The following is a 24,613-nucleotide window of genomic DNA, read 5'->3' as shown; positions in this document are numbered from 1 at the left end:
CGAGCACAAAGTCGGTTTTGCCCTCCGCTGGTGGCTTGCAACGTGCCGCTGCTCTACCATCGCCTGACTTCCGACACGAGACCCGGCATGTATATCTACCGACTGGTGCTGCTCCTGGTAGTGGGGATCTATCTGTTCTCCCCCGCCATCATGGACTGGTGGATCGACCCCAACGGTGCCTGGTATCGGCCCTACGTGCTGTGGCTGATCCTGATCGTGGTGACCTTCATTCTCCAGAGCCAGCGTGATGCAGACGAGCTTTAGCCTGAGCCACCTGATCCTGATCAGCGCCGCCTACCTGTTCATGCTGTTTGGCGTCGCCTGGGTCAGCGAACGCGGCCTGATTCCGCGCTGGATCATCCGCCACCCGCTGACCTACACCCTCTCGCTGGGCGTCTATGCCAGCGCCTGGGCGTTTTACGGCACCGTGGGCCTGGCCTATCAGTACGGCTACGGCTTTCTCGCCACCTATCTGGGCGTTTGTGGCGCATTCCTGCTGGCGCCGGTGCTGCTCTATCCGATCCTGCGCATCACCCGCACCTATCAGCTGTCATCGCTGGCCGATCTGGTCGCCTTCCGCTTCCGCAGCACCTGGAGCGGCGCCCTGACCACCATCGTCATGCTGATCGGCATGCTGCCGCTGCTGGCCCTGCAGATCCAGGCGGTGGCCGACGCCATCGGCATTCTCACGCTGGAACCCCTGCAGGAGCGCGTGGCGCTGGGCTACTGCCTGATGATCATGCTGTTCACCATCCTCTTCGGTGCCCGCCACATCGCCACGCGGGAGAAGCACGAAGGCCTGGTGTTCGCCATCGCCTTCGAATCGATCGTCAAGCTGGTGACCTTCGGTGCCATCGGCCTCTACGCGCTGTACGTCGTCTTCGGCGGACCACACCAGCTGGAGATCTGGCTGCTGCAGAACCAGTCGGCGCTGCAGGCCCTGCATACGCCGCTGCAGGAAGGCCCCTGGCGCACACTGCTGCTGGTGTTCTTCGCCTCGGCGATCGTGATGCCGCACATGTACCACATGACCTTTACCGAGAACCTCAACCCGCGCGGCCTGGTCAGCGCCAGCTGGGGACTGCCCCTATATCTGCTGCTGATGAGCCTGGCCGTACCGCTGATTCTCTGGGCCGGTCTGAAATTGGGCGTGAGCACCAACCCGGAGTACTTCACCCTCGGCCTGGGTCTCGCCGCTCAGAGCGAGACCCTCGCGCTGCTGGCCTTCGTTGGTGGCCTCTCGGCATCCAGCGGGCTGATCATCGTCAGCACCCTGGCGCTGTCGGGCATGGCGCTCAACCATCTGGTGCTGCCGCTCTACCAACCCTCCAGCGAAGGCAACATCTACCGCTGGCTGAAGTGGACGCGGCGCAGCCTGATCTTCGCCATCATCATGGCCGGCTACGGCTTCTACCTGCTGCTGGGCGCAGAGCAGGACCTGTCCAACCTCGGCATCGTCGCGTTCGTCGCCACCCTGCAGTTCCTCCCCGGCGTGCTGTCGGTGCTCTACTGGCCGACCGCCAATCGCCGCGGCTACATTGCCGGCCTGTTGGGAGGCATCGGTGTTTGGGTGGTGACCATGCTGTTGCCGCTGGTGGGCAACCTGGATGGCTTTTATATACCGCTGTTCAACGTCGTCTATGTGCTGGATGACACCAGTTGGCACCTGGCAGCGATCGCCTCGCTGGCGGTCAACGTACTGGCGTTCTCGCTGTTTTCCATCTTCAGCGAGACCAGTCCGGAGGAGCAAAGCGCTGCCGAGGCCTGCGCCGTGGAGAACGTGCGACGCCCACAACGGCGCGAGCTGATGGCGGCCTCGCCGCAGGAATTCGCCACCCAGCTGGCCAAACCGCTGGGGGCCAAGACCGCCCAACGCGAAGTGGAACAGGCGTTGCGCGATCTGCAGCTGCCGTTCGACGAGCACCGCCCCTATGCGCTGCGCCGTCTGCGTGACCGCATCGAAGCCAACCTGTCGGGCCTGATGGGCCCAAGCGTGGCTCAGGACATCGTCGAGAACTTCCTGCCGTACAAGAACGGCGCCGAGGGCTACATCACCGAGGACATCCACTTCATCGAGAGCCGTCTCGAGGAATACCACTCACGCCTGACCGGCCTGGCCGCCGAGCTCGACGCGCTGCGCCGCTATCACCGGCAGACCTTGCAGGAGCTGCCGATGGGCGTCTGCTCGCTGGCCAAGGATCAGGAAATCCTCATGTGGAACCGCGCACTCGAGGAACTCACCGAGATTCCGGCACTGCAGGTCGTGGGCTCGCGCCTGTCGACCATCGCCGAACCCTGGCGTAGCCTGCTCAGCGACTTCATCGAGCAAGCCGACGAACACCTGCACAAGCAGCGCCTGGCCCATAACGGCCATCGCCGCTGCCTCAACCTGCACAAGGCAGCCATCGCCGAGCCGCTGGCGCCCGGCAACAGCGGTCTGGTGCTGCTGGTCGAGGACCTGACCGAAACCCAGCAGCTGGAAGACCGCCTGGTGCACTCCGAGCGCCTAGCCAGCATCGGTCGCCTGGCAGCCGGCGTGGCGCATGAAATCGGCAACCCGATCACCGGCATCGCCTGTCTGGCGCAGAACCTGCGGGACGAGCGGGAAGACGATGGCGAGATCGTCGAGATCAGTGCGCAAATCATCGAGCAGACCAAACGCGTGTCGCGCATCGTGCAGTCACTGATGAGCTTCGCCCATGCCGGCGAGCGCCAGCACCAGCTGTATCCGGTGAGCCTCGCTCAGGTCACCCAGGACGCCATCGGCCTGCTCTCGCTCAACCGCAACCGCACCGAGGTGCAGTTCATCAACCTGTGCCACCCCGATCATGTCGCCGAGGGCGACCCGCAACGCCTCGCCCAAGTGCTGATCAACCTGCTCTCCAATGCCCGCGACGCATCGCCGCAAGGTGGCGTGATCCGTATCAGCAGCGAAGTTGCCGAGCAGACCGTGTACCTTGTGGTCGAAGACGAAGGCAGCGGGATTCCCAAGGACATTCAGGACCGCCTGTTCGAGCCGTTCTTCACCACCAAGGATCCGGGCGAAGGCACTGGCCTGGGCCTTGCGCTGGTCTATTCGATCATTGAAGAGCATTATGGCCAGATCGATATCGACAGCCCGGCCGACCCGGAAACACAGCGCGGCACCCGTTTTCGCATCACCCTGCCGCGGCATGTCGAAGCGTCCCATGCCGTAAGTTGAAGAGGCGACTGCCGTACCGGCCCCGTGCCGGCGCTGCCTCCAGACCGTCGAGAGAGTACTGATGTCACACATTCTGATCGTCGAAGACGAAACCATCATCCGCTCCGCCCTGCGACGCCTTCTCGAACGCAACCAGTACGAGGTCAGCGAAGCCGGCTCGGTGCAAGAGGCACAGGAGCGCTACAGCATCCCGGGCTTCGACCTCATCGTCAGCGACCTGAGACTGCCCGGCGCACCCGGCACGGAGCTGATCAAGCTCGCCGAAGGCACGCCGGTGCTGATCATGACCAGCTATGCCAGCCTGCGCTCGGCAGTGGACTCGATGAAAATGGGCGCGGTCGACTACATCGCCAAACCGTTCGATCACGACGAGATGCTGCAGACCGTCGCACGCATTCTCAGCGACCATCAGCAAAGTGCAGCCGTACAGGCGCAGCCCCCGCGCAGTGCAAGTGCCACCCCAGCTGGATCGGGTCGGGATGACATCGGCATCATCGGCCACTGCGCGCCCATGCAGGACCTGTTCGGCAAGATCCGCAAGGTTGCCCCGACCGATTCCAACGTGCTGATCCAGGGCGAATCGGGCACCGGCAAGGAACTGGTCGCCCGTGCGCTGCACAACCTCTCGCGCCGCGCCAAGGCGCCGATGATCTCGGTGAACTGCGCCGCCATCCCGGAAACGCTGATCGAATCCGAATTGTTCGGCCATGAAAAAGGCGCGTTCACCGGTGCCAGCGCAGGGCGCGCCGGCCTGGTCGAAGCAGCCGATGGCGGCACGCTGTTTCTCGACGAAATCGGCGAGCTGCCTCTGGAGGCACAGGCACGCCTGCTCCGGGTTCTGCAGGAAGGCGAGATCCGCCGGGTTGGCTCGGTGCAATCGCAGAAGGTCGATGTGCGCCTGATCGCCGCGACTCACCGCGACCTGAAAACCCTGGCCAAGACCGGGCAGTTCCGTGAAGACCTCTACTACCGGCTGCACGTCATCGCACTCAAGCTACCCCCGCTGCGCGAACGCGGCAGTGACGTGCTGGAGATCGCCAAGGCATTCCTCGCCCGCCAGGGTGAGCGCATGAGCAGCGACGACCTGCATTTTTCCCGCGACGCAGAACAGGCCATCCGTCATTACTCCTGGCCAGGTAACGTGCGAGAACTGGAAAACGCCATCGAACGCGCTGCCATCCTGAGTGAGAGCCCGGAGATCGATGCCGAGCTGCTGGGCATCGATATCGAGCTCGATGAGCTGGACGACGATTTCGACGAGCCTCTCGGCAGCATCCGCGGTATCGCCAGCAGCAATGAGCCGACCGAGGATCTGTCGCTGGAGGACTATTTCCAGCACTTCGTGCTCGAGCATCAGGACCACATGACCGAGACCGAGCTGGCTCGCAAGCTGGGCATCAGCCGTAAATGTCTGTGGGAACGCCGCCAGCGCCTGGGCATTCCGCGGCGCAAGTCGAGTAGCGCGGCCGGGTAGTTTGTTACCGCGTCAGCATGATTCGTAACAAAAACCGGGAGCAACGGTAACGTTCTCCCGGTTTTTTCTTGCCCGCGCGACTGAGGAAAATACTCAACTCATTGAAAAATAATGACTTTCATAAACTGGCACAGCAAATGCTTTCTAAGTGGCACAACAACAATAACAAGCAGCTCCCATAACAAGAACAAGACGTAACGGCTCCAGCAAAATAACGACAAGAAGGCGGAGGCGCAGCTAACTGATTCTTTTGGAGAGGACTTGCCACGGGGTTCGCCCCACGACCAGGCCGAGAACAATAAAAACTGCAGCAAGCAGGGCCCGCACTGGTTGGATCGAAGATCAAGGCAAAGTCAGCGACCAAAGAAATCCGTTTGCTATTAGCTCCTACTATAGGAGCGCTCTCGAAGGCTACGGCCCAAGAGAACAGGCGAACAACAAGAACAGCAACGCCTGAACCACTAATAACAATAAAGCACGCGACAGTATTCAAAGGGGAGCTTCGGCTCCCCTTTGTGCTATCCGGGCTTTGTCGACCCACCCGTGAACCCGTTGCACTTGCAGCGCACCAGGCGCTCCTGCATCCGGCCTGTCTGCCGTACCAAGCAATACCCCGTCACGCTGCGCAAGATGCTTTTTGACACCTCCCCGCGCATCGTTCAACATCCAGCACTCTCGGTGCTAGAATCCGCGCAGGTTTCGCGGTCATTCGCGACACCGGCCCGTCATTCCGCCACACAGTTGCCCCCCATGCTGAAAAAGCTGTTCCAGTCTTTTCGTCTTCCTCTGCGCCGTATCCCGCATCCCCGCCGCACACCTGAAATTCTGTCCAGCAGGCAGCACTCCCTGCACCGCAACGAGATCAGCCGTTACGCGGTGAGCGTGGTCGAGCGCCTGCAGCAGGCAGGTTACGAGGCTTATGTGGTGGGCGGTTGCGTGCGCGATCTGCTGCTGCAGCTGAACCCCAAGGATTACGACGTCGCCACCAGCGCGACGCCCGAGCAGGTGCGCGCGGAGTTCCGCAACGCGCGGGTGATCGGCCGACGGTTCAAGCTGGTGCACGTGCATTTCGGCCGCGAGATCATCGAGGTCGCCACTTTCCGCGCCAATCATCCAGAAGAGGATGACGACGACGCCAGCCATCTGGCCTCGCGCAATGAGAGCGGACGCATCCTGCGCGACAACATCTACGGCACCCTCGAGGATGATGCCCAGCGCCGCGACTTCACCATCAACGCGCTGTACTACGATCCGACCACGGAGCGCATCCTCGATCACACCCGTGGCGTGCACGACATCCGCAATCGCCTGATCCGCCTGATCGGCGACCCCGAGCAGCGCTATCAGGAAGACCCGGTGCGCATGCTGCGTGCCGTGCGCTTCGCCGCCAAACTCGACTTCGAGATCGAACGGCACAGCGCCGAGCCCATCGTCGAACTGGCCGACCTGCTCGACGGCATTCCCTCGGCCCGCCTGTTCGACGAAGTCCTCAAGCTGTTCCTCGGCGGCAAGGCCGAGCGCACCTTCGAGCTGCTGCTCGAATACGACCTTTTCGCCCCGCTGTTCCCGGCGAGCGCGGCAGCACTGGAGCGCGACCCGGAGTATGCCGGCACGCTGATCCGCAACGCTCTGGCCAATACCGATCTGCGGATCCAGCAGGGCAAGCCGGTGACGCCTGCGTTCCTTTTCGCCGCCCTGCTCTGGCCTGCCCTGCCGGCCCGCGTGCTGGAACTGCAGAACCGCGGCATGCCGCCGATCCCGGCGATGCAGGAGGCCGCGCACGACATCATCTGGGAACAGTGCCAGCGCACCGCAATCCCCAAACGCTTCACCATGCCCATGCGCGAGATCTGGGACATGCAGGAGCGTCTGCCGCGGCGCCAGGGCCGGCGTGCCGACCAGCTGCTGGAAAATCCACGTTTCCGTGCCGGTTACGACTTCCTCCTGCTGCGCGAGAGTGCCGGCGAGCAGACCGGCGGGCTCGGAGACTGGTGGACCGATTACCAGGAGGCCAGCGAAAGCGAGCGGCGCAACATGATTCGCGGGCTCAGCAATAAAGACGATGCCGGCGCAGCGAAGAAGCGCCGCCGTGGCGGGCGTCGCCGCCGGGCTCCGGGCGACAATACCGCCGCCCCGGCCGAGTAAGATGGAACGCGTCTATATCGGCCTGGGCAGCAACCTGGCCGAGCCGCAGCAGCAACTGCGCGGCGCCCTGCAAGCGCTGGCCGAGCTTTCAGAGAGCAGTCTGGCAGCAGTCTCGTCGCTTTATGCCAGCGACCCGCTCGGCCCAGCCGACCAACCACGCTATGTCAATGCCGTCGCTGCGCTGGATACCGACCTTGCACCATTGAAGCTGCTCGACGCCCTGCAGCGTATCGAGCTGGCCCAGGGCCGTGAGCGCAAGGCCGAGCGCTGGGGCCCACGCACCCTCGATCTGGATATCCTGCTGTTTGGCGACAGGCTGATCGACGAGCCACGCCTCACGGTTCCGCACTATCACATGCAGGCCCGTGCATTCGTGCTCTACCCATTGGCCGAGATCGCTCCGCTGGAACTGGTCTTCGCCGACGGTCGACGGCTCGCCGATCTACTCACGGCCTGCCCGTTCAGCGGCCTCGAGCGGCTATCCAGCGACAGTGTCACCGCCGCGGTAACGAACGTAACGTGCGGGTAACACTCGCGATTGACTTACTCTGCCGCCGCCGGGACTATAAGCGCCCTCTGCCACTGACGACCGCTGCCCAGCGGTGCGCCACCCGGCAATCCTGACCTCCGAGGCTCGAAGAGGACGGCATTCATGCCAGACGTAACCCTGACCACGCTGCAAGGGCTCAAGCAGAAGGGCGAGAAGATCGTCATGCTCACCTGCTATGACGCCACCTTCGCCAAGACCGCCTGCGACGCGGGCGTCGAGATGCTCCTGATCGGCGATTCACTCGGCATGGTCCTGCAAGGTCACGACAGCACCCTGCCGGTCACCGTCGCCGACATGGCCTACCACACCGCCAGCGTCAAGCGCGGCAACCGTGGCGCGATGATCGTCGCCGACCTGCCATTCATGGCGAACGCCACTACCGAGCAGACCCTGAACAACTCCGCGGCGCTGATGCAAGCCGGCGCGCACATGATCAAGCTTGAAGGCACCGCGTGGCTGGCCGATTCGATCCGCCTGCTGGCCGAGCGCGGCATTCCGGTCTGTGCGCACATGGGTCTGACGCCCCAGGCGGTCAACCTCTTCGGCGGCTACAAGGTGCAAGGCCGCGAAGAAGCCCAGGCACAGCAGATGCTGGAAGACGCCAAAGCGCTGGAAGCAGCCGGTGCGGCCATGCTGCTGCTCGAATGCGTACCCAGCGAACTGGCTGCACGCATCACCCGGGCGGTGCAGATTCCGGTGATCGGTATCGGCGCCGGCAGCGACACCGACGGCCAGGTGCTGGTGTTGCACGACATGCTCGGGCTTTCGCTCAGTGGTCGCGTACCGAAGTTCGTCAAGAACTTCATGCGCGAGCACGGTGACATCCCTTCCGCCATCGCCGGCTATGTAAAAGCCGTCAAGGCCACCGAATTTCCCGCAGCCGAGCACGGTTTCTCCGCATGAACATCGTCAAGACCATTGCCGACCTGCGCGCCGCGGTCGCCCGCGCGCGCAGCGAGGGCAAGCGCATCGGCTTCGTGCCGACCATGGGCAACCTGCATGCTGGCCACATCGCTCTGGTGAAAAAGGCTGGTCAGCGTGCCGACTTCGTGGTCGCCAGCATCTTCGTCAATCCGTTGCAGTTCGGCCCCAACGAGGACCTGGACAGCTATCCGCGCACCCTCGCGGCGGATCAGGACAAGCTCTTCGAAGCAGGCTGCCACCTGCTCTTCGCGCCGAGCGTGGACGAAATGTACCCGCACGGGCAGGCCCAGCAGACTATCGTGCGCGTTCCCGGTGTATCGGAAGGTTTGTGTGGCGGCAGTCGTCCCGGGCACTTCGATGGCGTCTCCACAGTAGTCACCAAATTGTTCAACATGGTCCTGCCGGATCTCGCCGTGTTCGGGCAGAAGGATTTCCAGCAGCTGGCGGTGATCCGCACCATGGTTCGCGACCTGAACATGCCGGTGCAGATCCTTTCCGAGCCGATCGTTCGGGCCGATGACGGCCTGGCATTGTCATCGCGAAACGGATACCTGACTGCGGACGAGCGTGCCACCGCACCCGTGCTGTACCGCACGCTGAAAGAGCTCGAAACGGCGATCCGTGGTGGCCGCCGCGATTATCCGGCACTGATCGCCGTGGGGTTGAGCGCGCTACAATCCGCCGGCCTGCGCCCGGACTACCTGGAGATCCGCAACGCCATCGATCTGCAGCCGGTGAGCGACGCTTCCAGCGAAGTAGTCATCCTTGTCGCCGCCTATCTCGGCAAGACACGACTGCTCGATAATTTGCTCGTCGACATCCGCACATCGGCCTGATTCCAGTCAATTGCCCACAGCCTTGATCACGTTCGAGGCTTAAGGCAAACTCTGCGCCGCTTGCGCACCCGGAGGACCCTGCCATGCACGCCATCATGCTCAAGGCCAAACTGCACCGCGCCCAGGTGACTCACTCGGTGCTCGATTACGAAGGCTCCTGCGCCATCGACGGCGAGTGGCTGGACCTGGCCGGTATCCGTGAATACGAACAGATCCAGATCTATAACGTCGACAACGGCGAGCGCTTCACCACCTACGCCATCCGCGGCGAGGAAGGCTCGAAAATCATCTCGGTCAACGGTGCCGCCGCCCACAAGGCGGGCGTTGGCCATCGTGTGATCATCTGCGCTTACGCGCACTACAGCGAGGCCGAGCTGGCCAACTTCAAGCCTCACGTGCTCTACATGGGTGCCGACGGCGAACTGAGCCACACCAGCAACGCCATCCCGGTGCAGGTCGCCTGACCTCAGCCACCCGGCATCGCTGAACGAAAGCCCGAAGTGTCCGCACTTCGGGCTTTTTCGTTGTGCGGACACCGCGACGGCCAGGATGCTTGGGGCATTGCGTCTGCGCGGGCAGAATAGAAGAAATAGCCCGGAACGCAGCAGGGGTTTTCCCTGTCAGAGCTGACTCTGATGGCATAGGATGTGCCTTTACCGGCTCGGCCAAAGCCGGGTTCGGCCAGCATCCGCAGCATTCAGGACGAGTGCCGGCGCGCCCGCACGGTCATACATATCACTGAATCCTGTCGCGGCCAGCGCGCCCGATGCACCCCCGCAAGGATTCAGCGGCCTGTCAAAGCAAAGGAAGCCGCATCACCATGAGCTACTACCAGCATCCGCTCGATGTCACCGGCCTGCCGTCCTGGAAGGCCCTGGAAGAACACCGCCTGGACATGCAGAACTTCAGCATGCGCGAAGCGTTCAAGGCCGACCCGACGCGCTTCGATGACCTGTCGGTTTCCTGCAGCGGTCTGTTTCTCGACTACTCGAAGAACCTGATCACCCCCGAGACCCGTACCCTGCTGGTGAATCTGGCCCGCGAGGCCGGCGTCGAGCAGGCCGCCCACGCGATGTTCGAAGGCGAGCGGATCAACGCCTCGGAAAACCGCCCCGTGCTGCACACCGCCCTGCGCCGCCCGATGGGTGAATCGGTGATGGTCGACGGCAAGAACATCATGCGCGACGTGCACACCGCCCTGGCGCAGATGACCGATATCGTTACCCGCATTCACAACAACCTGTGGCGCGGCTTCAGCGACAAGACCATCACCGACGTGGTGAACATCGGCATCGGCGGCTCGTTCCTCGGCCCGCAACTGGTCTCCGAAGCGCTACTGCCATTCACCCAGCACGGCGTGCGCACGCATTACCTGGCGAACATCGATGGCAGCGAATTCCGCGAAGTGACCGCCAAGCTGAATGTCGAAACCACGCTGTTCATCATCTCCAGCAAGACCTTCGGCACCCTCGAGACGCTGAAGAACGCCCAGGCCGCGCGCACCTGGTACCTGGGCAAGGGCGGTACCGAAGAAAAGCTCTACCGCCATTTCATCGCCGTGACCAGCAACAAGCAGGCGGCGGTGGAATTCGGCATTCGGGAGAAGAACATCTTTCCGATGTGGGACTGGGTTGGTGGCCGTTATTCGCTGTGGTCGGCGATCGGCCTGCCGATTGCCCTGGCCATCGGCATGTCCAACTTCAAGGACCTGCTGTCCGGCGCCTACAGTATGGACCAGCATTTCCTCAGCGAGCCGTTCGAAAGCAACATGCCGGTGCTGCTGGCGATGCTGGGCATCTGGTACCACAACTTCTGGGGCGCGCAGAGCTACGCCTTCCTGCCCTACGACCACTACCTGCGCAACTTCGTCAAACACCTGCAGCAGATGGACATGGAGTCGAACGGCAAGAGCGTGCGCCAGGACGGCACGCCCGTGTCCTGCACTACCGGCCCAGTGATCTGGGGCGGTGTCGGCTGTAACGGCCAACACGCCTACCACCAGCTGCTGCACCAGGGCACCCCGCTGATCCCGGCCGACTTCATCGTGCCCGTGGTCAGCCACAATCCGGTCGCCGATCACCACGAGTGGCTCTACGCCAACTGCCTGTCGCAGAGCCAGGCCTTGATGCGCGGCAAGACACGCGAAGAAGCCGAAGCCGAGCTGCGCGCCAAGGGCCTCGACGAAGCCGAGGTGCAGCGACTCGCCCCGCACAAGGTGATTCCCGGCAACCGCCCGAGCAACACCGTGGTGATGGAAACCATCAGCCCCGGCCGCCTTGGCGCACTGATCGCGCTGTACGAGCACAAGGTTTTCGTCCAGGGCGTGATCTGGGGAATCAACTCCTTCGATCAATGGGGCGTGGAACTCGGCAAGGATCTGGGCAAGGCCGTCTACAACCAGATGACCCGCTTCGATGCCGCGCCGGCCGAGGATGCGTCCACGCAAGGTCTGATCGACTTCTTCCGTGGCCGCCATCGCGGCTGATTGCGCCACCTGACCGGACAGTGCAACGCTGTCCGGTCACTCCGCCTTGCCATGCCCCCTCGTCCGAACCTGCTTGCAACCACAAGCAATGATCGTCTCCTCAGGTACTATCGGTCGCTTCGCAAGCCAGCAGCGCCATTGCCATGGAATTCATCCGCCGCCAGATCGAAACCCGCGTGCTGAGCCTCACCGGCCTGGCAATCGGCGGTGTCGACTACGAAAACCCTCCGGGCGATCCCGGCCTGTTCGGGCCTGAGTCAGTTTGCTGGCGGGTGCATGGCGACTTCACCTCGATGATGGTCGGTGGCATTTCCGCGCTACTGCTGCAGGCCCTGCACCCCCTGGCTTTGGCCGGCGTCTGGGATCACTCGAATTTCCGCCAGGACCTGCTCGGCCGGCTGCGACGCACCGGCCAGTTCATTTCTGCCACGACATTCGGCAGCCGAGCCGATGCCGACCGGTTGATCGAACGGGTCCAACGCATTCACGCCGGAGTGACCGGCACGGCGCCGGATGGCCGGCCGTATGCCGCCTCCGACCCCGACCTGCTGACCTGGGTCCATGTCGCGGAAGTCAGCAGTTTTCTCAAATCACACCTGCGTTACCTGAACCCCGCCCTCCCGGCTGGCGAGCAGGATCGCTATTACGCCGAAGTCGCGCTGATTGCCGAACGGCTCGGCGCCCAGGACGTGCCGCGTTCGCGCGCGCAGATTGCGGACTATCTGGAGCGGGTCCGCCCGCAGCTGCGCAGTGACGACCGCGCATTGGAAATACTTCAGATACTGCGTAGCGCCCCGGCGCCGAGCCCGCTGCTGAGGCCCTTCGGAACGTTGATGCTGCACGCGGGTGTCGAGCTCCTGCCCGAATGGGCCCCGGCAATGCTTGGCCTGTCGCTGAGCGAAAGTCGTCGCCAGCTGATCCGCGCCGGGGTTCGCCGTACCGCACCGGTGCTTCGCTGGGCCGTGCGCAGCGGCTCGGTGCATCGCGCGCGGCGACGCATGGGCCTGCCGCCACGCTAGCACCGATCAACCAGCGCAGCGTTTCTTGGTAAACTGCGCGCCCTCCTATTTTCGAGCCGCCGCGCATGCCATCTCTAGACCAGGCGCTGCGCGCCGCCCTTGAAACCCGTCGCCCGCTGCTCGAGGAGCTGCACCAACAGGGCACCGATTGCTACCGGCTTTTCCATGGCAGCCAGGAAGGCGCGGCCGGCTTGACGGTCGATCGCTACGGTCCGCAGCTGATGGTGCAGAGTTTCCACCAGCCGGTCGATGCGTTGTCGCTGGAGAGCATTCGGAATGCGGCCTGCGAGTTCCTCGGGGAGCCGCTGCAGTTCGTCTACAACGACCGCTCGCAGAGCAACTCGCGTATCGACCGTAGCGCTACGGGACATCAGCCAGACGATGCCGCACTCGAGGATCAGGTCGGCCACGAGTGGGGGCTGCGCTACCGCGTACGCGCGCGTCACTCCGGTCAGGATCCGCTGCTTTTCCTCGACCTGCGCAACGCCCGCGGCTGGGTCAAGCAACACAGCGCCGGTAAGTCGGTGCTCAATCTGTTTTCCTATACCTGCGGCGTCGGCCTGTGCGCAGCTGCAGGAGGCGCGGCGGAAATCTGGAACGTCGACTTCGCCGAGCGCAACCTGGCGGTTGGGCGGGAGAACGGTGAGTTGAATCCTTCCTTGCCGCCAATGCACTTCGTCCACTCCGACTATTTCCCGGCTATTCGCCAGTTGGCCGGCCTGCCGGTGAGTGCGCGCCGTGGCCGGACGTTGCCGGCGTACCCACGCCTGGACCAACGCCAATTCGATCTGGTATTGCTCGACCCGCCGGCCTGGGCGCGCAGCGCGTTCGGCACGGTGGACCTGCTGCGCGACTACCAGAGCCTGCTCAAACCCGCACTGCTGGCCACCGCCGAAGATGGCGTGCTGATCTGTTGCAACAACCTGGCAAAAGTATCGATGGAAGACTGGCGAGCCCAGGTACTGCGCTGCGCGGAGAAAGCTGGCCGGCCGGTACGCGAATGGCAGGTGCTGACGCCGGCTGCCGACTTCCCCTCCCTCGATGGACTGGCACCGTTGAAGACGCTGATTCTGCGGCTCTGAGCGCATTGCCGGCATCGCTCGATTCGGGGAACCGCATGCCCGTGCCATACTCCAAGGCATCCATCCGCCAGGAATACTTCCGGTCATGCCCAATGGAATGAAGCGTGCGTTCACCGGTGTGGCACTCGTGCTGATCTGCTACAGCCTGCTTGGCTTTCTGATACTGCCGGGTATCGCCCAGCGCGTCGCCAATCAGCAGCTGGCCAACTACGCCACCGTACCGGCCAACCTGCAACGCATCGAATTCAACCCATTCAGCCTTGAGCTTTCACTGCTCGACCTGCGCATCGGCGAGCCGGACGACCGCCAGCTGGCCTTCGAGCGGCTCTACCTCGACCTGCAATGGGACAGCCTCTGGCAGCGGACCCTGCACCTGGCTGCAGTCGAATTGTCGGCACCGCATGTCGAGACGCGCTTCGCCAGGGATGGCGCGCTCAACCTTGCTCAGCTGTTCGAAGTGCCAGAGGCAGAGCCGACAACCAGCGAAGCGGGCGAACTCTTTCCGCTGCGTATCGACCGGCTGCAACTGATGCGCGGGCATCTCGGCTTCGAGGACAAGCGCCCGAGCGAGCCCATCGTTCTGATCTACGATTCGCTGGATTTCGAACTGCATAATCTTGCGACGCGCAGTGACGGCAGCGCCGATGCGCGTCTCACCGCCAGCGGCCCGAGTGGCGGACGCATCGACTGGCAGGGCGATCTCAGCCTGCAGCCGCTGGCTTCCCGCGGCTCCCTGCAAGTGAGCAAACTGCAGCTCAAGGACTTCTGGCCCTATGTGCGCGACGCTGCGCCACTGGTGGTCAAGGATGGCAGCCTCGAACTCAGCACGGGCTATCGCCTCGATCTCGACGACGGCTTCACGCTTACGCTGGACAACGCCAGCGCGGCGGTAGCCCAACTGGCGCTGGATAGCCCGGATGGACGCAAACTTGTGCGCCTGGAGCGGCTGGAGCTGAGCGAAACTGCGCTAGACCTCGCCAAGCAGCAGGTCATCATCGGCAAGCTGCGCAGCCGTAACCTGGAAACCTGGGCCGCCCGTGAAGCAGACGGCGAGCTGGACTGGCAGAAGTTGTTCGCCTCGGCGCCGGCGAAGGCGGATGCCACCAAGGCCGCAGCCGCAGAACAGCCACGGCCCGCCGGAGAGCCTTGGCAGGTGCTGTTACGCGACGCACAGCTACGCGACTACCGGGTACATCTGGCCGATCGCGTTCCGGACGAAGAGGTTGAGCTGGCGCTGGGCCCGCTGAATCTCGACGTCCGCGATTTCGACAGCCTCGGCAGCAGCCCCTTCGCTCTCAAGCTGGACACCGGCATCGGCAAGCAGGGTGCGGTCCAGGCCAGCGGACAGCTGCAGCTGAGCCCCATGAGCGGCAAATTGGCGGTAACCACGCGGGACATCGACCTGCGCATTGCCCAGGCCTACCTCAGCCCGCTGGTCCATCTCGAACTGCGCAGCGGAATGCTCGCCAGCGAACTGGACATCGACCTGCTGGGCACCGAGCCGCTGGCCTTCAGCGTGCGTGGCAGCGTCGACGCCACGCAACTGCATACCCTCGACACGATCAACAACCGCGACTTCGTCAAATGGCAGCGGCTACAGCTCAGCGGCCTGGATTACCGTCACCCAAGCAGCCTGGCGATCGACCGCATCGATATGAGCCAGCCGTATGCCCGCTTCATCATCAACCCCGACCTGAGCACCAACATCAACGACCTGCTGGTCGAGCGCAGCGATCCGCCGGGCGCTGCAGAACAACAATCGACGCCGGCGAGCGAGCCGCTAGCCATTCGCATCGGCGGCATCGGTATCGCCAACGGCTCGGCGAACTTCGCCGATTTCAGCCTGCGCCCGCCCTTCGTTACCGCTATCCAGTCGCTAAACGGCCATATCGGCACGCTCGACAATCGCGAACAGAAGGCTGCTTCGGTGAATATCACCGGCAAGGTGGATCAGTACGCGCCAGTCAGCATCAAGGGCAACCTGACGCCGTTCGACCCGCTGCAGAGCCTGGACATCGCGACCAGCTTCCGCCAGGTCGAACTGACCACCCTGACGCCCTATTCCGGCAAGTTCGCCGGTTATCGCATCCGCAAGGGCCGTCTCAACCTGGATCTGCACTACCGGATCGAGCAGGGCCGCTTGAACGCAGAGAACAAGGTAGTCCTCGAACAACTGCAGCTCGGTGAGAAAGTCGACAGCCCGGACGCGGTGGATCTACCCGTGCGCCTGGCGGTGGCACTGCTCAAGGACAGCAAGGGCACCATCTCCATCGAGCTTCCGGTGCAGGGCAACCTGAACGACCCGCAATTCAGTGTCATGCCGATCGTTTGGCAGACGCTACGCAACCTGGTGGTTCGCGCGGCGCAGGCGCCCTTCAAGTTCATTGCGGGCCTGGTCGGCGGTGACGATACCGACCTCAGCCACATCGGCTTCGAACCGGCCAGCAGCACGCTGGACGGCGAAGCGCGCAAGGTTCTCGACACCCTCGCATCGGCATTGAAGCAGCGTCCAGGCCTGCGCCTGGAAGTGGAGGGTATGAGCGCCGGTGCAGTCGATGGGCCGCTCTTGGCCGAACAGCGTCTGCAGCAGGAGTATCGCGAAACCCAGTACCGGATCCTGCAGCGTCGAGGCGACAAGGTGCCTGCCGATCCCTCGCTGATACGCATCGAGGCTGAGGACGAAGCGCCGCTGCTGGAGGGCATCTACCGCAGCCGACTCGGCCATCAACCGCCATCCGCGTGGGCCAAAATGGATGCCGAACAACGCACGCAGCAGATGCGTCAGGCGGTACTCGAGTCCTGGGCAGACAATGCAGCACTACTGCGTCGCCTCAGCCGTGATCGCGCCGCGGCGATCAAAGGCTATCTGGTCGACGCCGGCCTGGATTCCGAGCGGGTCTATCTATTGGACACCGGCACCGCAGAACAGCCGAGCGATGGCAAGGTAGTCACTGCACTGCACTTGGGGAGCGACTGATGAGAATGATGAAATACCTCGTCGCCGGTATGTTGCTGGCCGCCGTTAGCAATGCTCAGGCCGACACCATGCGCTGCGGCAGCCAATTGGTCACCACCGGCGATCGGACATTTGAAGTCGAACGCAAATGCGGAACACCGGAACATCGCGATCTGGTGGGCTACACCCTGAGCCGCAACGACCGACAAGAGTTCGCCCTGGAAGAGTGGGTTTACGGCCCTCGCAACGGGATGCTCAGCATTCTCACCTTCGAAGGCAACCGTCTGGTTCGTATCGAAACCCGCCGGGCCAATTGAACACCTGGAGTCAGCTGATGAATCGACGCGTATCCGCCCTACTGCTCTGCCTGTCGCTAAGTACTCTGCACGCCGAGGCATCGTCGACCTATCGCTGCAACAGCCGCCTGGTGAGCCTGGATGCCACCACGGCGGAGGTCCGCAGCAAGTGTGGCGAGCCCGTCAGCAGCTCGATGGCGGGTTACAAGGGAATCATCGACGAGTACGGCTACCGGCAGGAGGTTCCGGTCGAGGAGTGGGTCTATGGGCCGAACCATGGAATGCTCCACTTCTTGCGCTTCGAGGGCAGCCGGTTGCGGCAGATCGATAGCCAACGCGGCAATTAGCCCATAAAAAACCCCGCTGAGAAGCGGGGTTTTTTACTCATGCCGCCAATAACTGGCGGGAGAGAACCATCAGTTGCCAGCTTTCAGGCCGTCAGCGGCGACATCGCGGACGCCCTTGATGCCTTTGGCCTTGGCGATAGCGGCCTCTTTCTCAGCCTCGGTGGCTACTGTGCCGGACAGAGAGACGACGCCGTCCTTGGTCTCTACTTCGATGTCCATGCCTGGAGTGGCGTCTTCAGCCAGCAGAGTGGATTTCACCTTGGTGGTGATCCAGGTATCGGATGCGGCATCACCGGCGTCGTCCATGGTGTTGGCGGCCAACATCACGGTATCGGTCTTGTCGATGGCAGGGGTGGTATCAGCCAGGGCAGCGCCGGCGAACGGCAGGCTAAGAGCAGCGGCAATGGCGGCAGCGGTAAGGGTCTGAGTAGTCTTCATAGATGTCACTCCTGTTCTCATGGTTTCTGGGGCATGACTCCGGCCTCAGATGCACAGATAACAGCGCAAGCGGTGTGCCAACTATTGCCGTTATTTTTCTCCTTAAAAAACAATGACTTGAAAAATCAGACCTTGCTCGAGCACATGCACTATGCATGTTTTGGCGTCCCATTGCGTGCATCTTGCAATCTTCCGCGGAGCCCAGCGCAATTATTGAAGGCAAACAAAAAGGGCCCGAAGGCCCTTTCTGTTAGCTACGTTGCCCGGCTCAGACGCCAGACGCTTCCGCGGCGGCTACGTCCTTGATGGACAGCTTGATACGTCCGCGGTTGTCCACGTCCAGTACCAGAACCTTCACTTCCTGGCCTTCCTTCAGCACGTCGGTGACTTTCTCGATCCGCTGGTCGCTGATCTGCGAGATGTGCACCAGGCCGTCCTTGCCAGGCAGGATGTTTACGAACGCGCCGAAGTCGACGATGCGCTCAACCTTGCCGACGTAGATCTTGCCGATCTCGGCTTCGGCAGTGATGCCCAGCACGCGCTGCTTGGCCGCTTCTGCCGCTTCCTTGGTCTCGCCGAAGATCTTGATCGAGCCATCGTCTTCGATGTCGATCGAGGCCTTAGTCTCTTCGCAGATGGCGCGAATGGTAGCGCCGCCCTTGCCGATCACGTCGCGGATCTTGTCCTGGTCGATCTTCATGGCGATCATGGTCGGCGCGTTGGCCGACAGCTCGCTGCGCGACTGGGCAATGACCTGGTTCATCTGGCCGAGGATGTTCAGGCGAGCTTCCAGAGCCTGCTCCAGCGCCTGCTCCATGATCTCTTCGGTGATGCCCTGGATCTTGATGTCCATCTGCAGCGCGGTGACGCCCTTGGCGGTACCGGCAACCTTGAAGTCCATGTCGCCCAGGTGATCTTCGTCACCAAGGATGTCGGTCAGAACGGCAAACTTCTCGCCTTCCTTGACCAGACCCATGGCGATACCGGCCACCGGAGCCTTCATCGGCACACCAGCGTCCATCAGGGCCAGGGAAGCACCGCAGACGGAAGCCATGGAGGACGAACCGTTGGATTCGGTGATTTCCGACACTACACGGATGGTGTAGGGGAATTCGTCAGCGCTCGGCAGCATGGCGGCGACGCCACGACGGGCCAGGCGACCATGACCGATTTCACGGCGACCGGTAGCGCCCATGCGACCACACTCGCCCACCGAGTACGGCGGGAAGTTGTAGTGAAGCATGAAGGGGTCTTTCTTCTCGCCTTCCAGGGTGTCGAGCAGCTGTGCGTCACGGGCGGTGCCGAGAGTGGCAACTACCAGAGCCTGGGTTTCACCACGGGTGAACAGCGCCGAACCGTGGGTCTTGTCGAGTACGCCGACCTCGATGTTCAGCCCGCGGACGGTGCGGGTGTCGCGACCATCGATGCGCGGCTTGCCATTGACGATGTTCTCGCGAACGGTGCGGTATTCGATCTCACCGAAAGCATCCTTCACTTCGCCAGCAGACGGCTGGCCTTCTTCACCGGAGAACTTGGCAACGACCTGGTCCTTCAGCTCGCCCAGGCGCGCATAGCGGTCCTGCTTGATGGTGATGGTGTAGGCCTGGGAGATGGCTTCGCCGAACTCGGCACGGATGGCGTCCAGCAGTGCGGTATTGGCCTGCGGAGCGGTCCAGTCCCAGCGCGGCTTGCCGGCTTCAGCGGCGAGCTCTTCGACCGCCTTGATCACAGCCTGGAACTCGTCGTGGGCGAACAGGACGGCGCCCAGCATCTGGTCTTCGGTCAGCTCTTTGGCTTCCGATTCGACCATCAGTACAGCGTCCTTGGTGCCGGCTACGACCATGTCCAGGCTGGAGGCCTTGAGCTGCTCGTAGTTCGGGTTCAGCAGGTAGCCGGTTTCCGGGTGGAAAGCCACGCGTGCGGCACCGATCGGGCCGTCGAACGGAATGCCGGAAACAGCCAGAGCGGCCGAAGTACCGATCATCGCGGCGATGTCCGGGTCAGTCTTCTTGCTGGTGGAAACGACGGTACAGATGACCTGCACTTCGTTCTGGAAACCTTCCGGGAACAGAGGACGGATCGGACGATCGATCAGACGCGAGGTCAGGGTTTCCTTTTCGGAAGGACGCGCTTCACGCTTGAAGAATCCGCCAGGGATCTTGCCGGCTGCGTAGGTCTTTTCCTGGTAGTGGACCGAGAGCGGGAAAAAGCCCTTGCTCGGGTCGGCGGTCTTGGCGCCGGTGACAGCGACCAGTACGGTCACGTCGTCATCGACGGTGACCAGCACTGCGCCGGAGGCCTGGCGGGCGATACGACCCGTTTCCAGGGTTACGGTCGACTGACCGAATTGAAACTTCTTGATTACCGGATTCACGGTTTTTCCTTCTCTTTGTTGCCTTGGGGAAATTGGCAGAACGTTCGGGAGTCGGCCCGAAACGACCTGCAAGAAAGCCAAAAGCTGGAAGACCGAAGCTGATCGAGGGATATCCCACTTTCAACTTCAGGCTTCCAGCTTCCGGCTTCCAGCGCGGGCGCGTCTTAGCGACGCAGACCCAGACGACCGATCAGGGTGCTGTAACGAGTGGTGTCCTTACCCTTCAGGTAATCCAGCAGCTTGCGGCGCTGGTTAACCATACGGATCAGACCACGACGCGAGTGGTGGTCTTTGCCGTTGGCCTTGAAGTGGTCCTGCAGCTTGTTGATGTTGGCGGTCAGCAGGGCTACCTGCACTTCCGGAGAACCGGTATCGCCTTCAGCTTGCTTGTACTCGTTAACGATCTGGGCTTTTTCTTCAACGCTCAGTGCCATGATAGGACTCCTTGAGTGAACAGGCCGGGAATCATCCCGTGTTTAATAAAGAGAAATGACCGTGCCTGCTGACAGCCACCCTCTGACGCAACGCGCGAACGCGCTGCGTAACGGTCATTCCGACCGAATCAACCGACGTGGCGCGATGCGCCCGTCTTCGCTCACTTCACCGATACCGATGAAGCGACCATTGTTATCTTGCACACGCACCATGCCGTACTTGGGAGCTTCCGGGGCCCGCACCGGCTGTCCGTGCAGCCAGTAATAAGCGCTGTGCTCGGACAGCTGCAACAGCGGCCAATGCTCAAGCCCGCTATCTACCGGCTGCAAAAGCGCATCCAACGCCTCGGCGCCACCCTCGCTGTGCAGCTGCTCAAGGGTCTCGAGCGTCACCGTCTGCGAAAGGTCGAACGGTCCGGCCTGAGTTCGTCGCAGCTCGGCAACATGCGCACCGCAACCAAGCAAATGACCAAGGTCTTCGACCAGCGTCCGGATATAGGTGCCTTTGCTGCATGAAACGGCGAGGCGTGCCTTATCGCCTTCGAGCGAGAGCAACTCCAAGCGCGCAATATTAACAGAACGCGGCTCGCGCTCCACCACCTCTCCGGCACGCGCCAGTTTGTACAGCGGCTGGCCGTCCCGCTTGAGCGCCGAATACATCGGCGGCACCTGCAGGATGTCACCACGAAACTGCGGCAGCAGCGCCTCCAGCTGTTCGACGGTGACCGCGACCGGCTTGCGCTCCAGGACCTCGCCTTCGGCATCGGCGGTGGTCGTGGTGACCCCAAGCTGCATGACCGTTTCGTAAGCCTTGTCCGCGTCCAGCAGGTACTGCGAGAACTTGGTCGCCTCTCCAAAACACAGCGGCAACACACCTGTGGCGAGCGGATCGAGACTCCCGGTATGTCCGGCCTTCTCCGCATTCAGCAGCCAGCGAACCTTCTGCAAGGCCGCATTGGAGGTGAACCCACGCGGCTTGTCGAGCAGGATGATACCGTTGACGTTGCGCCGTACACGCTTGACCTGTGCCACGCTTATTCTCCGCGCTCGTCGCTGTGCTTGCGATCTTCCGCCACCGCACGCTCGATCAGCGAGCTCAGCTCGACACCGCGACGAATGCTCGCGTCGTAGTTGAAGTGCAGCTGCGGAACAGTACGCAGCTTCATGCTCTTGCCCAGCTGCATGCGCAGGAATCCGGCAGCATCGTTGAGGATGCGCAGGTTGCCCTTGATTGCTTCCTGATCGTCGTCCTGCCCCATGATCGTGATGAAGATCTTTGCATGGGACAGATCGCGACTGACGTCGACCGCGGTGATGGTAATCAGGCCCAGACGCGGATCCTTGATCTCACGCTGAATAAGCAGCGCCAACTCGCGCTGCATCTGATCGCCGATACGCTGGGTACGACTGAATTCTTTGGCCATAAATTTCTACCCGATTAAAAGCCGAAAGCTGGAAGCTCGAAGCGGTAACCGCACCCAGGCGATCACCGACTCCTTGCTCCCAGCTTTCAGATTGACGCTTGCTTACAGCGAACGCGCCACTTCGACCTTCTCGAACACTTCGATCTTGTCGCCGACCTTGACGTCGTTGTAGCTCTTCACGCCGATACCGCATTCCATGCCAGCGCGGACTTCTGCAACGTCATCCTTGAAGCGACGCAGCGACTCCAGCTCGCCCTCGAAGATGACTACGTCGTCGCGCAGGACGCGGATCGGACGATTGCGGTGCACCATACCCTCGGTGACCATACAACCGGCAATCGCGCCGAACTTCGGCGAACGGAACACGTCACGTACTTCGGCGATGCCGAGGATGTTCTCGCGAACGTCGCTGCCGAGCATACCGGTGAGCGCCTTCTTGACGTCCTCGATGATGTCGTAGATGACGTTGTAGTAGCGCATATCCAGGCCTTCGGCCTCGACGATCTTGCGCGCACCAGCATCGGCACGGACGTTGAAGCCGAACAGCACGGCGTTGGAGGCCAGCGCCAGGTTGGCATCGGACTCGGTGATACCACCGACACCGCCGCCGACCACACGAACCTGCACTTCGTCGTTACCCAGGCCGTTGAGCGAGCCCTGCAGCGCCTCGAGCGAGCCGCGTACGTCCGCCTTGAGCACGATGTTGAGCGTCTTCTTCTCGTCCTGACCCATGGTCTCGAAGATGTTTTCCAGCTTGCCGGCATGGGCGCGAGCCAGTTTCACTTCGCGGAACTTGCCCTGGCGGAACAGGGCAACTTCACGGGCCTTCTTCTCGTCGGCCACAACGGTGAGGTCGTCACCGGCTTCCGGCGTACCATCCAGGCCGAGGATCTCGACCGGAATCGACGGGCCGGCTTCCTTAACAGGCTTGCCGTTTTCGTCGAGCATGGCGCGAACGCGACCGAAGTTGACGCCGCACAGCACCATATCGCCCTGACGCAGCGTACCGTCCTGAACCAGCACAGTGGCAACCGGGCCACGCCCCTTGTCCAGACGCGATTCGACTACCACACCGCGACCAGGCGCCGAAGGCGTGGCCTTGAGTTCGAGCAGTTCGGCCTGCAGCAGAACGGCTTCGAGCAGCTCATCGACGCCGGTACCCATTTTCGCGGAGACCGGAATGAACGGGGTGTCGCCACCCCACTCTTCCGGGATCACGTCAAGTGCACCCAGGCCATTCTTGATGTTGTCCGGGTTGGCATCCGGCTTGTCGATCTTGTTCACCGCTACCACGATCGGAACGCCGGCAGCCTTGGCGTGCTGGACGGCTTCCTGCGTCTGCGGCATTACACCGTCATCGGCAGCAACCACGAGGATCACGATATCGGTCGCCTTGGCACCACGAGCACGCATGGCGGTAAACGCAGCGTGACCAGGGGTATCGAGGAACGTGACCATGCCCCGCTCGGTTTCGACGTGATAAGCACCGATGTGCTGGGTAATACCGCCGGCTTCGCCGACTGCAACCTTGGCGCGGCGGATGTAGTCGAGCAGCGAGGTCTTACCGTGGTCGACGTGACCCATCACGGTCACGACCGGCGCACGCGAGACCGACTCGCCTTCGAACTTCAGCAGCTCGGCCAGCTGCTCTTCCAGGGCGTTGTCGCTGACCAGCTTGACCTTGTGGCCCAGCTCTTCGGCAACCAGCTGAGCAGTTTCCTGATCCAGCACCTGGTTGATGGTGACAGGCGAGCCCATCTTGAACATGAACTTGATGACTTCGGCCGCTTTAACCGACATCTGCTGGGCCAGCTCAGCCACAGTGATGGTCTCGCCAATCGACACTTCGCGCACGACAGGTCCTGTTGGGCTCTGGAACCCATGCTGGTTACGCTTCTTGAGCTTGGACTTGCCACGACCACCGCGACGGAAGCCATCGGCCTCGTCTTCGCCGGTACGTACGGTACGCGCCAATGGAGCCTTGGTCTTGAGCGACGGGCGATGCTGCGCATGCTTGCGATCACGACGCTCGTCATCGTCGCTGCGTGGCTTCTCGACACGACGCGGCTCTTCTTTCTTGCGCTCCGGTGCAGGAGCGGCAGGCTCGACTGCGGCCGGTGTCGGCTCTGCATTGACCACCGGCTCGACTGCGGCCGGGGCGGTCACGTCGGCCTGCGGCTGGTTCGACTCGGCCTTACGGCGAGCCTCTTCCTCGGCACGCGCGCGCGCTTCCTGCTCCGCCTTCAGACGGGCAGCTTCTTCCGCCGCACGCTGCTCTTCGAGCTCGCGGCGCTGCTCCGCTTCGATTTCTTCGGCGCTGCGCTTGACGAAGGTTTTCTTCTTGCGCACTTCGACGCTGATGGTCTTGCTGCCACCCACCTTGAGCTTGGTAGTGGTCTTGCGCTGCAAGGTAATCTTGCGCGGCTCGTCCACTTTCGCCCCGTGGGTGCTTTTCAAATGGGCCAACAGGGCCTGTTTCTCGTTATCGGTCACTACTTGCTCGGCGCTGGTGTGCGACAGTCCTGCCTCACGCATCTGCTGAAGCAGTCGCTCGACCGGTGTGTCGACCACCTGGGCCAGTTCTTTCACCGTGACTTGCGTCATGCATTTCTCTCCTCAGGCCGCTA

Annotated in this window: 20 protein-coding genes; 14 read left to right on the top strand and 6 right to left on the bottom strand. The window is 62.5% G+C overall.

From position 1 onward, the window contains the following. Positions 1-87: 87 nt before the first annotated feature. From BHD08_RS21460 to BHD08_RS21395, 14 genes are all read left to right on the top strand, one after another. Complete coding sequence (locus BHD08_RS21460; RefSeq protein WP_003284901.1) at positions 88-264, top strand: hypothetical protein; 177 nt, start codon at positions 88-90, stop codon at positions 262-264. Further along, on the top strand, positions 248-3,202 hold the full coding sequence (locus BHD08_RS21455; RefSeq protein WP_015275904.1) for a sensor histidine kinase: 2,955 nt from the start codon (positions 248-250) through the stop codon (positions 3,200-3,202). Before BHD08_RS21460 ends, BHD08_RS21455 begins: the two co-directional genes overlap by 17 nt. A 61-nt stretch (positions 3,203-3,263) precedes the next feature. Then, the gene (locus BHD08_RS21450; protein ID WP_125024836.1) at positions 3,264-4,676 is read left to right on the top strand and encodes a sigma-54 dependent transcriptional regulator; all 1,413 of its coding nucleotides are present in this window, start codon (positions 3,264-3,266) and stop codon (positions 4,674-4,676) included. A 750-nt stretch (positions 4,677-5,426) separates the two neighbouring features. Next, positions 5,427-6,821, top strand: coding sequence for a polynucleotide adenylyltransferase PcnB (locus BHD08_RS21445; RefSeq protein ID WP_015275902.1), 1,395 nt, complete (start codon positions 5,427-5,429; stop codon positions 6,819-6,821). Between the two features lies 1 nt (position 6,822). Further along, positions 6,823-7,350, top strand: coding sequence for a 2-amino-4-hydroxy-6-hydroxymethyldihydropteridine diphosphokinase (gene folK, locus BHD08_RS21440; protein WP_015275901.1), 528 nt, complete (start codon positions 6,823-6,825; stop codon positions 7,348-7,350). 123 nt (positions 7,351-7,473) lie between these two features. Further along, positions 7,474-8,274: a 3-methyl-2-oxobutanoate hydroxymethyltransferase gene (gene panB / locus BHD08_RS21435; RefSeq protein ID WP_015275900.1), complete on the top strand. Its 801-nt coding sequence runs from the start codon at positions 7,474-7,476 to the stop codon at positions 8,272-8,274. Beyond that, positions 8,271-9,131, top strand: coding sequence for a pantoate--beta-alanine ligase (gene panC, locus BHD08_RS21430; protein ID WP_015275899.1), 861 nt, complete (start codon positions 8,271-8,273; stop codon positions 9,129-9,131). Before panB ends, panC begins: the two co-directional genes overlap by 4 nt. A gap of 83 nt (positions 9,132-9,214) precedes the next feature. Beyond that, positions 9,215-9,595 (top strand): aspartate 1-decarboxylase, encoded by a 381-nt coding sequence (gene panD, locus BHD08_RS21425; protein ID WP_015275898.1) that lies wholly within the window; start codon positions 9,215-9,217, stop codon positions 9,593-9,595. Between the two features lie 356 nt (positions 9,596-9,951). Next, entirely contained in the window at positions 9,952-11,616 is a 1,665-nt protein-coding gene (gene pgi / locus BHD08_RS21420) for a glucose-6-phosphate isomerase (RefSeq protein WP_015275897.1), read from the top strand. A 143-nt stretch (positions 11,617-11,759) separates the two neighbouring features. Next, positions 11,760-12,635, top strand: a complete 876-nt coding sequence (locus BHD08_RS21415; protein WP_015275896.1) for an oxygenase MpaB family protein — start codon at positions 11,760-11,762, stop codon at positions 12,633-12,635. A gap of 65 nt (positions 12,636-12,700) precedes the next feature. Next, on the top strand, positions 12,701-13,717 hold the full coding sequence (locus BHD08_RS21410) for a class I SAM-dependent rRNA methyltransferase (protein WP_125024833.1): 1,017 nt from the start codon (positions 12,701-12,703) through the stop codon (positions 13,715-13,717). 85 nt (positions 13,718-13,802) lie between these two features. Continuing rightward, positions 13,803-16,694, top strand: coding sequence for a DUF748 domain-containing protein (locus BHD08_RS21405; protein WP_125024831.1), 2,892 nt, complete (start codon positions 13,803-13,805; stop codon positions 16,692-16,694). Then, entirely contained in the window at positions 16,694-16,990 is a 297-nt protein-coding gene (locus BHD08_RS21400; RefSeq protein ID WP_015275893.1) for a DUF2845 domain-containing protein, read from the top strand. Before BHD08_RS21405 ends, BHD08_RS21400 begins: the two co-directional genes overlap by 1 nt. 17 nt (positions 16,991-17,007) lie before the next feature. Continuing rightward, a complete protein-coding gene (locus tag BHD08_RS21395) occupies positions 17,008-17,316 on the top strand; it encodes a DUF2845 domain-containing protein (protein WP_125024829.1) in 309 nt (102 codons plus the stop codon). 69 nt (positions 17,317-17,385) lie between these two features. On the opposite strand, the gene BHD08_RS21390 is transcribed toward BHD08_RS21395, so the two are convergent. The 6 genes from BHD08_RS21390 to infB all read right to left on the bottom strand — a co-directional run bounded on the left by BHD08_RS21390 (position 17,386) and on the right by infB (position 24,590). Then, positions 17,386-17,754, bottom strand: a complete 369-nt coding sequence (locus tag BHD08_RS21390) for a BON domain-containing protein (protein WP_015275891.1) — start codon at positions 17,752-17,754, stop codon at positions 17,386-17,388. Positions 17,755-18,022: 268 nt separating this feature from the next. Further along, positions 18,023-20,128: a polyribonucleotide nucleotidyltransferase gene (gene pnp / locus BHD08_RS21385; RefSeq protein WP_015275890.1), complete on the bottom strand. Its 2,106-nt coding sequence runs from the start codon at positions 20,126-20,128 to the stop codon at positions 18,023-18,025. A 164-nt stretch (positions 20,129-20,292) separates the two neighbouring features. Next, positions 20,293-20,562, bottom strand: coding sequence for a 30S ribosomal protein S15 (gene rpsO / locus BHD08_RS21380; protein ID WP_003293213.1), 270 nt, complete (start codon positions 20,560-20,562; stop codon positions 20,293-20,295). A gap of 114 nt (positions 20,563-20,676) precedes the next feature. Then, a complete protein-coding gene (truB, locus tag BHD08_RS21375) occupies positions 20,677-21,594 on the bottom strand; it encodes a tRNA pseudouridine(55) synthase TruB (RefSeq protein ID WP_015275889.1) in 918 nt (305 codons plus the stop codon). A gap of 2 nt (positions 21,595-21,596) precedes the next feature. Beyond that, complete coding sequence (gene rbfA / locus BHD08_RS21370; protein WP_011914371.1) at positions 21,597-21,986, bottom strand: 30S ribosome-binding factor RbfA; 390 nt, start codon at positions 21,984-21,986, stop codon at positions 21,597-21,599. 102 nt (positions 21,987-22,088) lie between these two features. Beyond that, positions 22,089-24,590 carry a translation initiation factor IF-2 gene (infB, locus tag BHD08_RS21365; RefSeq protein WP_015275888.1) on the bottom strand — a complete coding sequence of 834 codons (2,502 nt, stop codon included), beginning with the start codon at positions 24,588-24,590 and terminating at the stop codon, positions 22,089-22,091. Between the last annotated feature and the right edge of the window lie 23 nt (positions 24,591-24,613).

Origin of the sequence: Pseudomonas sp. SCT (assembly GCF_003864275.1) — a bacterium.
Lineage (GTDB): Bacteria > Pseudomonadota > Gammaproteobacteria > Pseudomonadales > Pseudomonadaceae > Stutzerimonas > Stutzerimonas stutzeri_AE.
The sequence above is the reverse complement of the archived record's forward strand: the minus strand, read 5'-3'. Positions and strand labels throughout refer to the sequence as shown.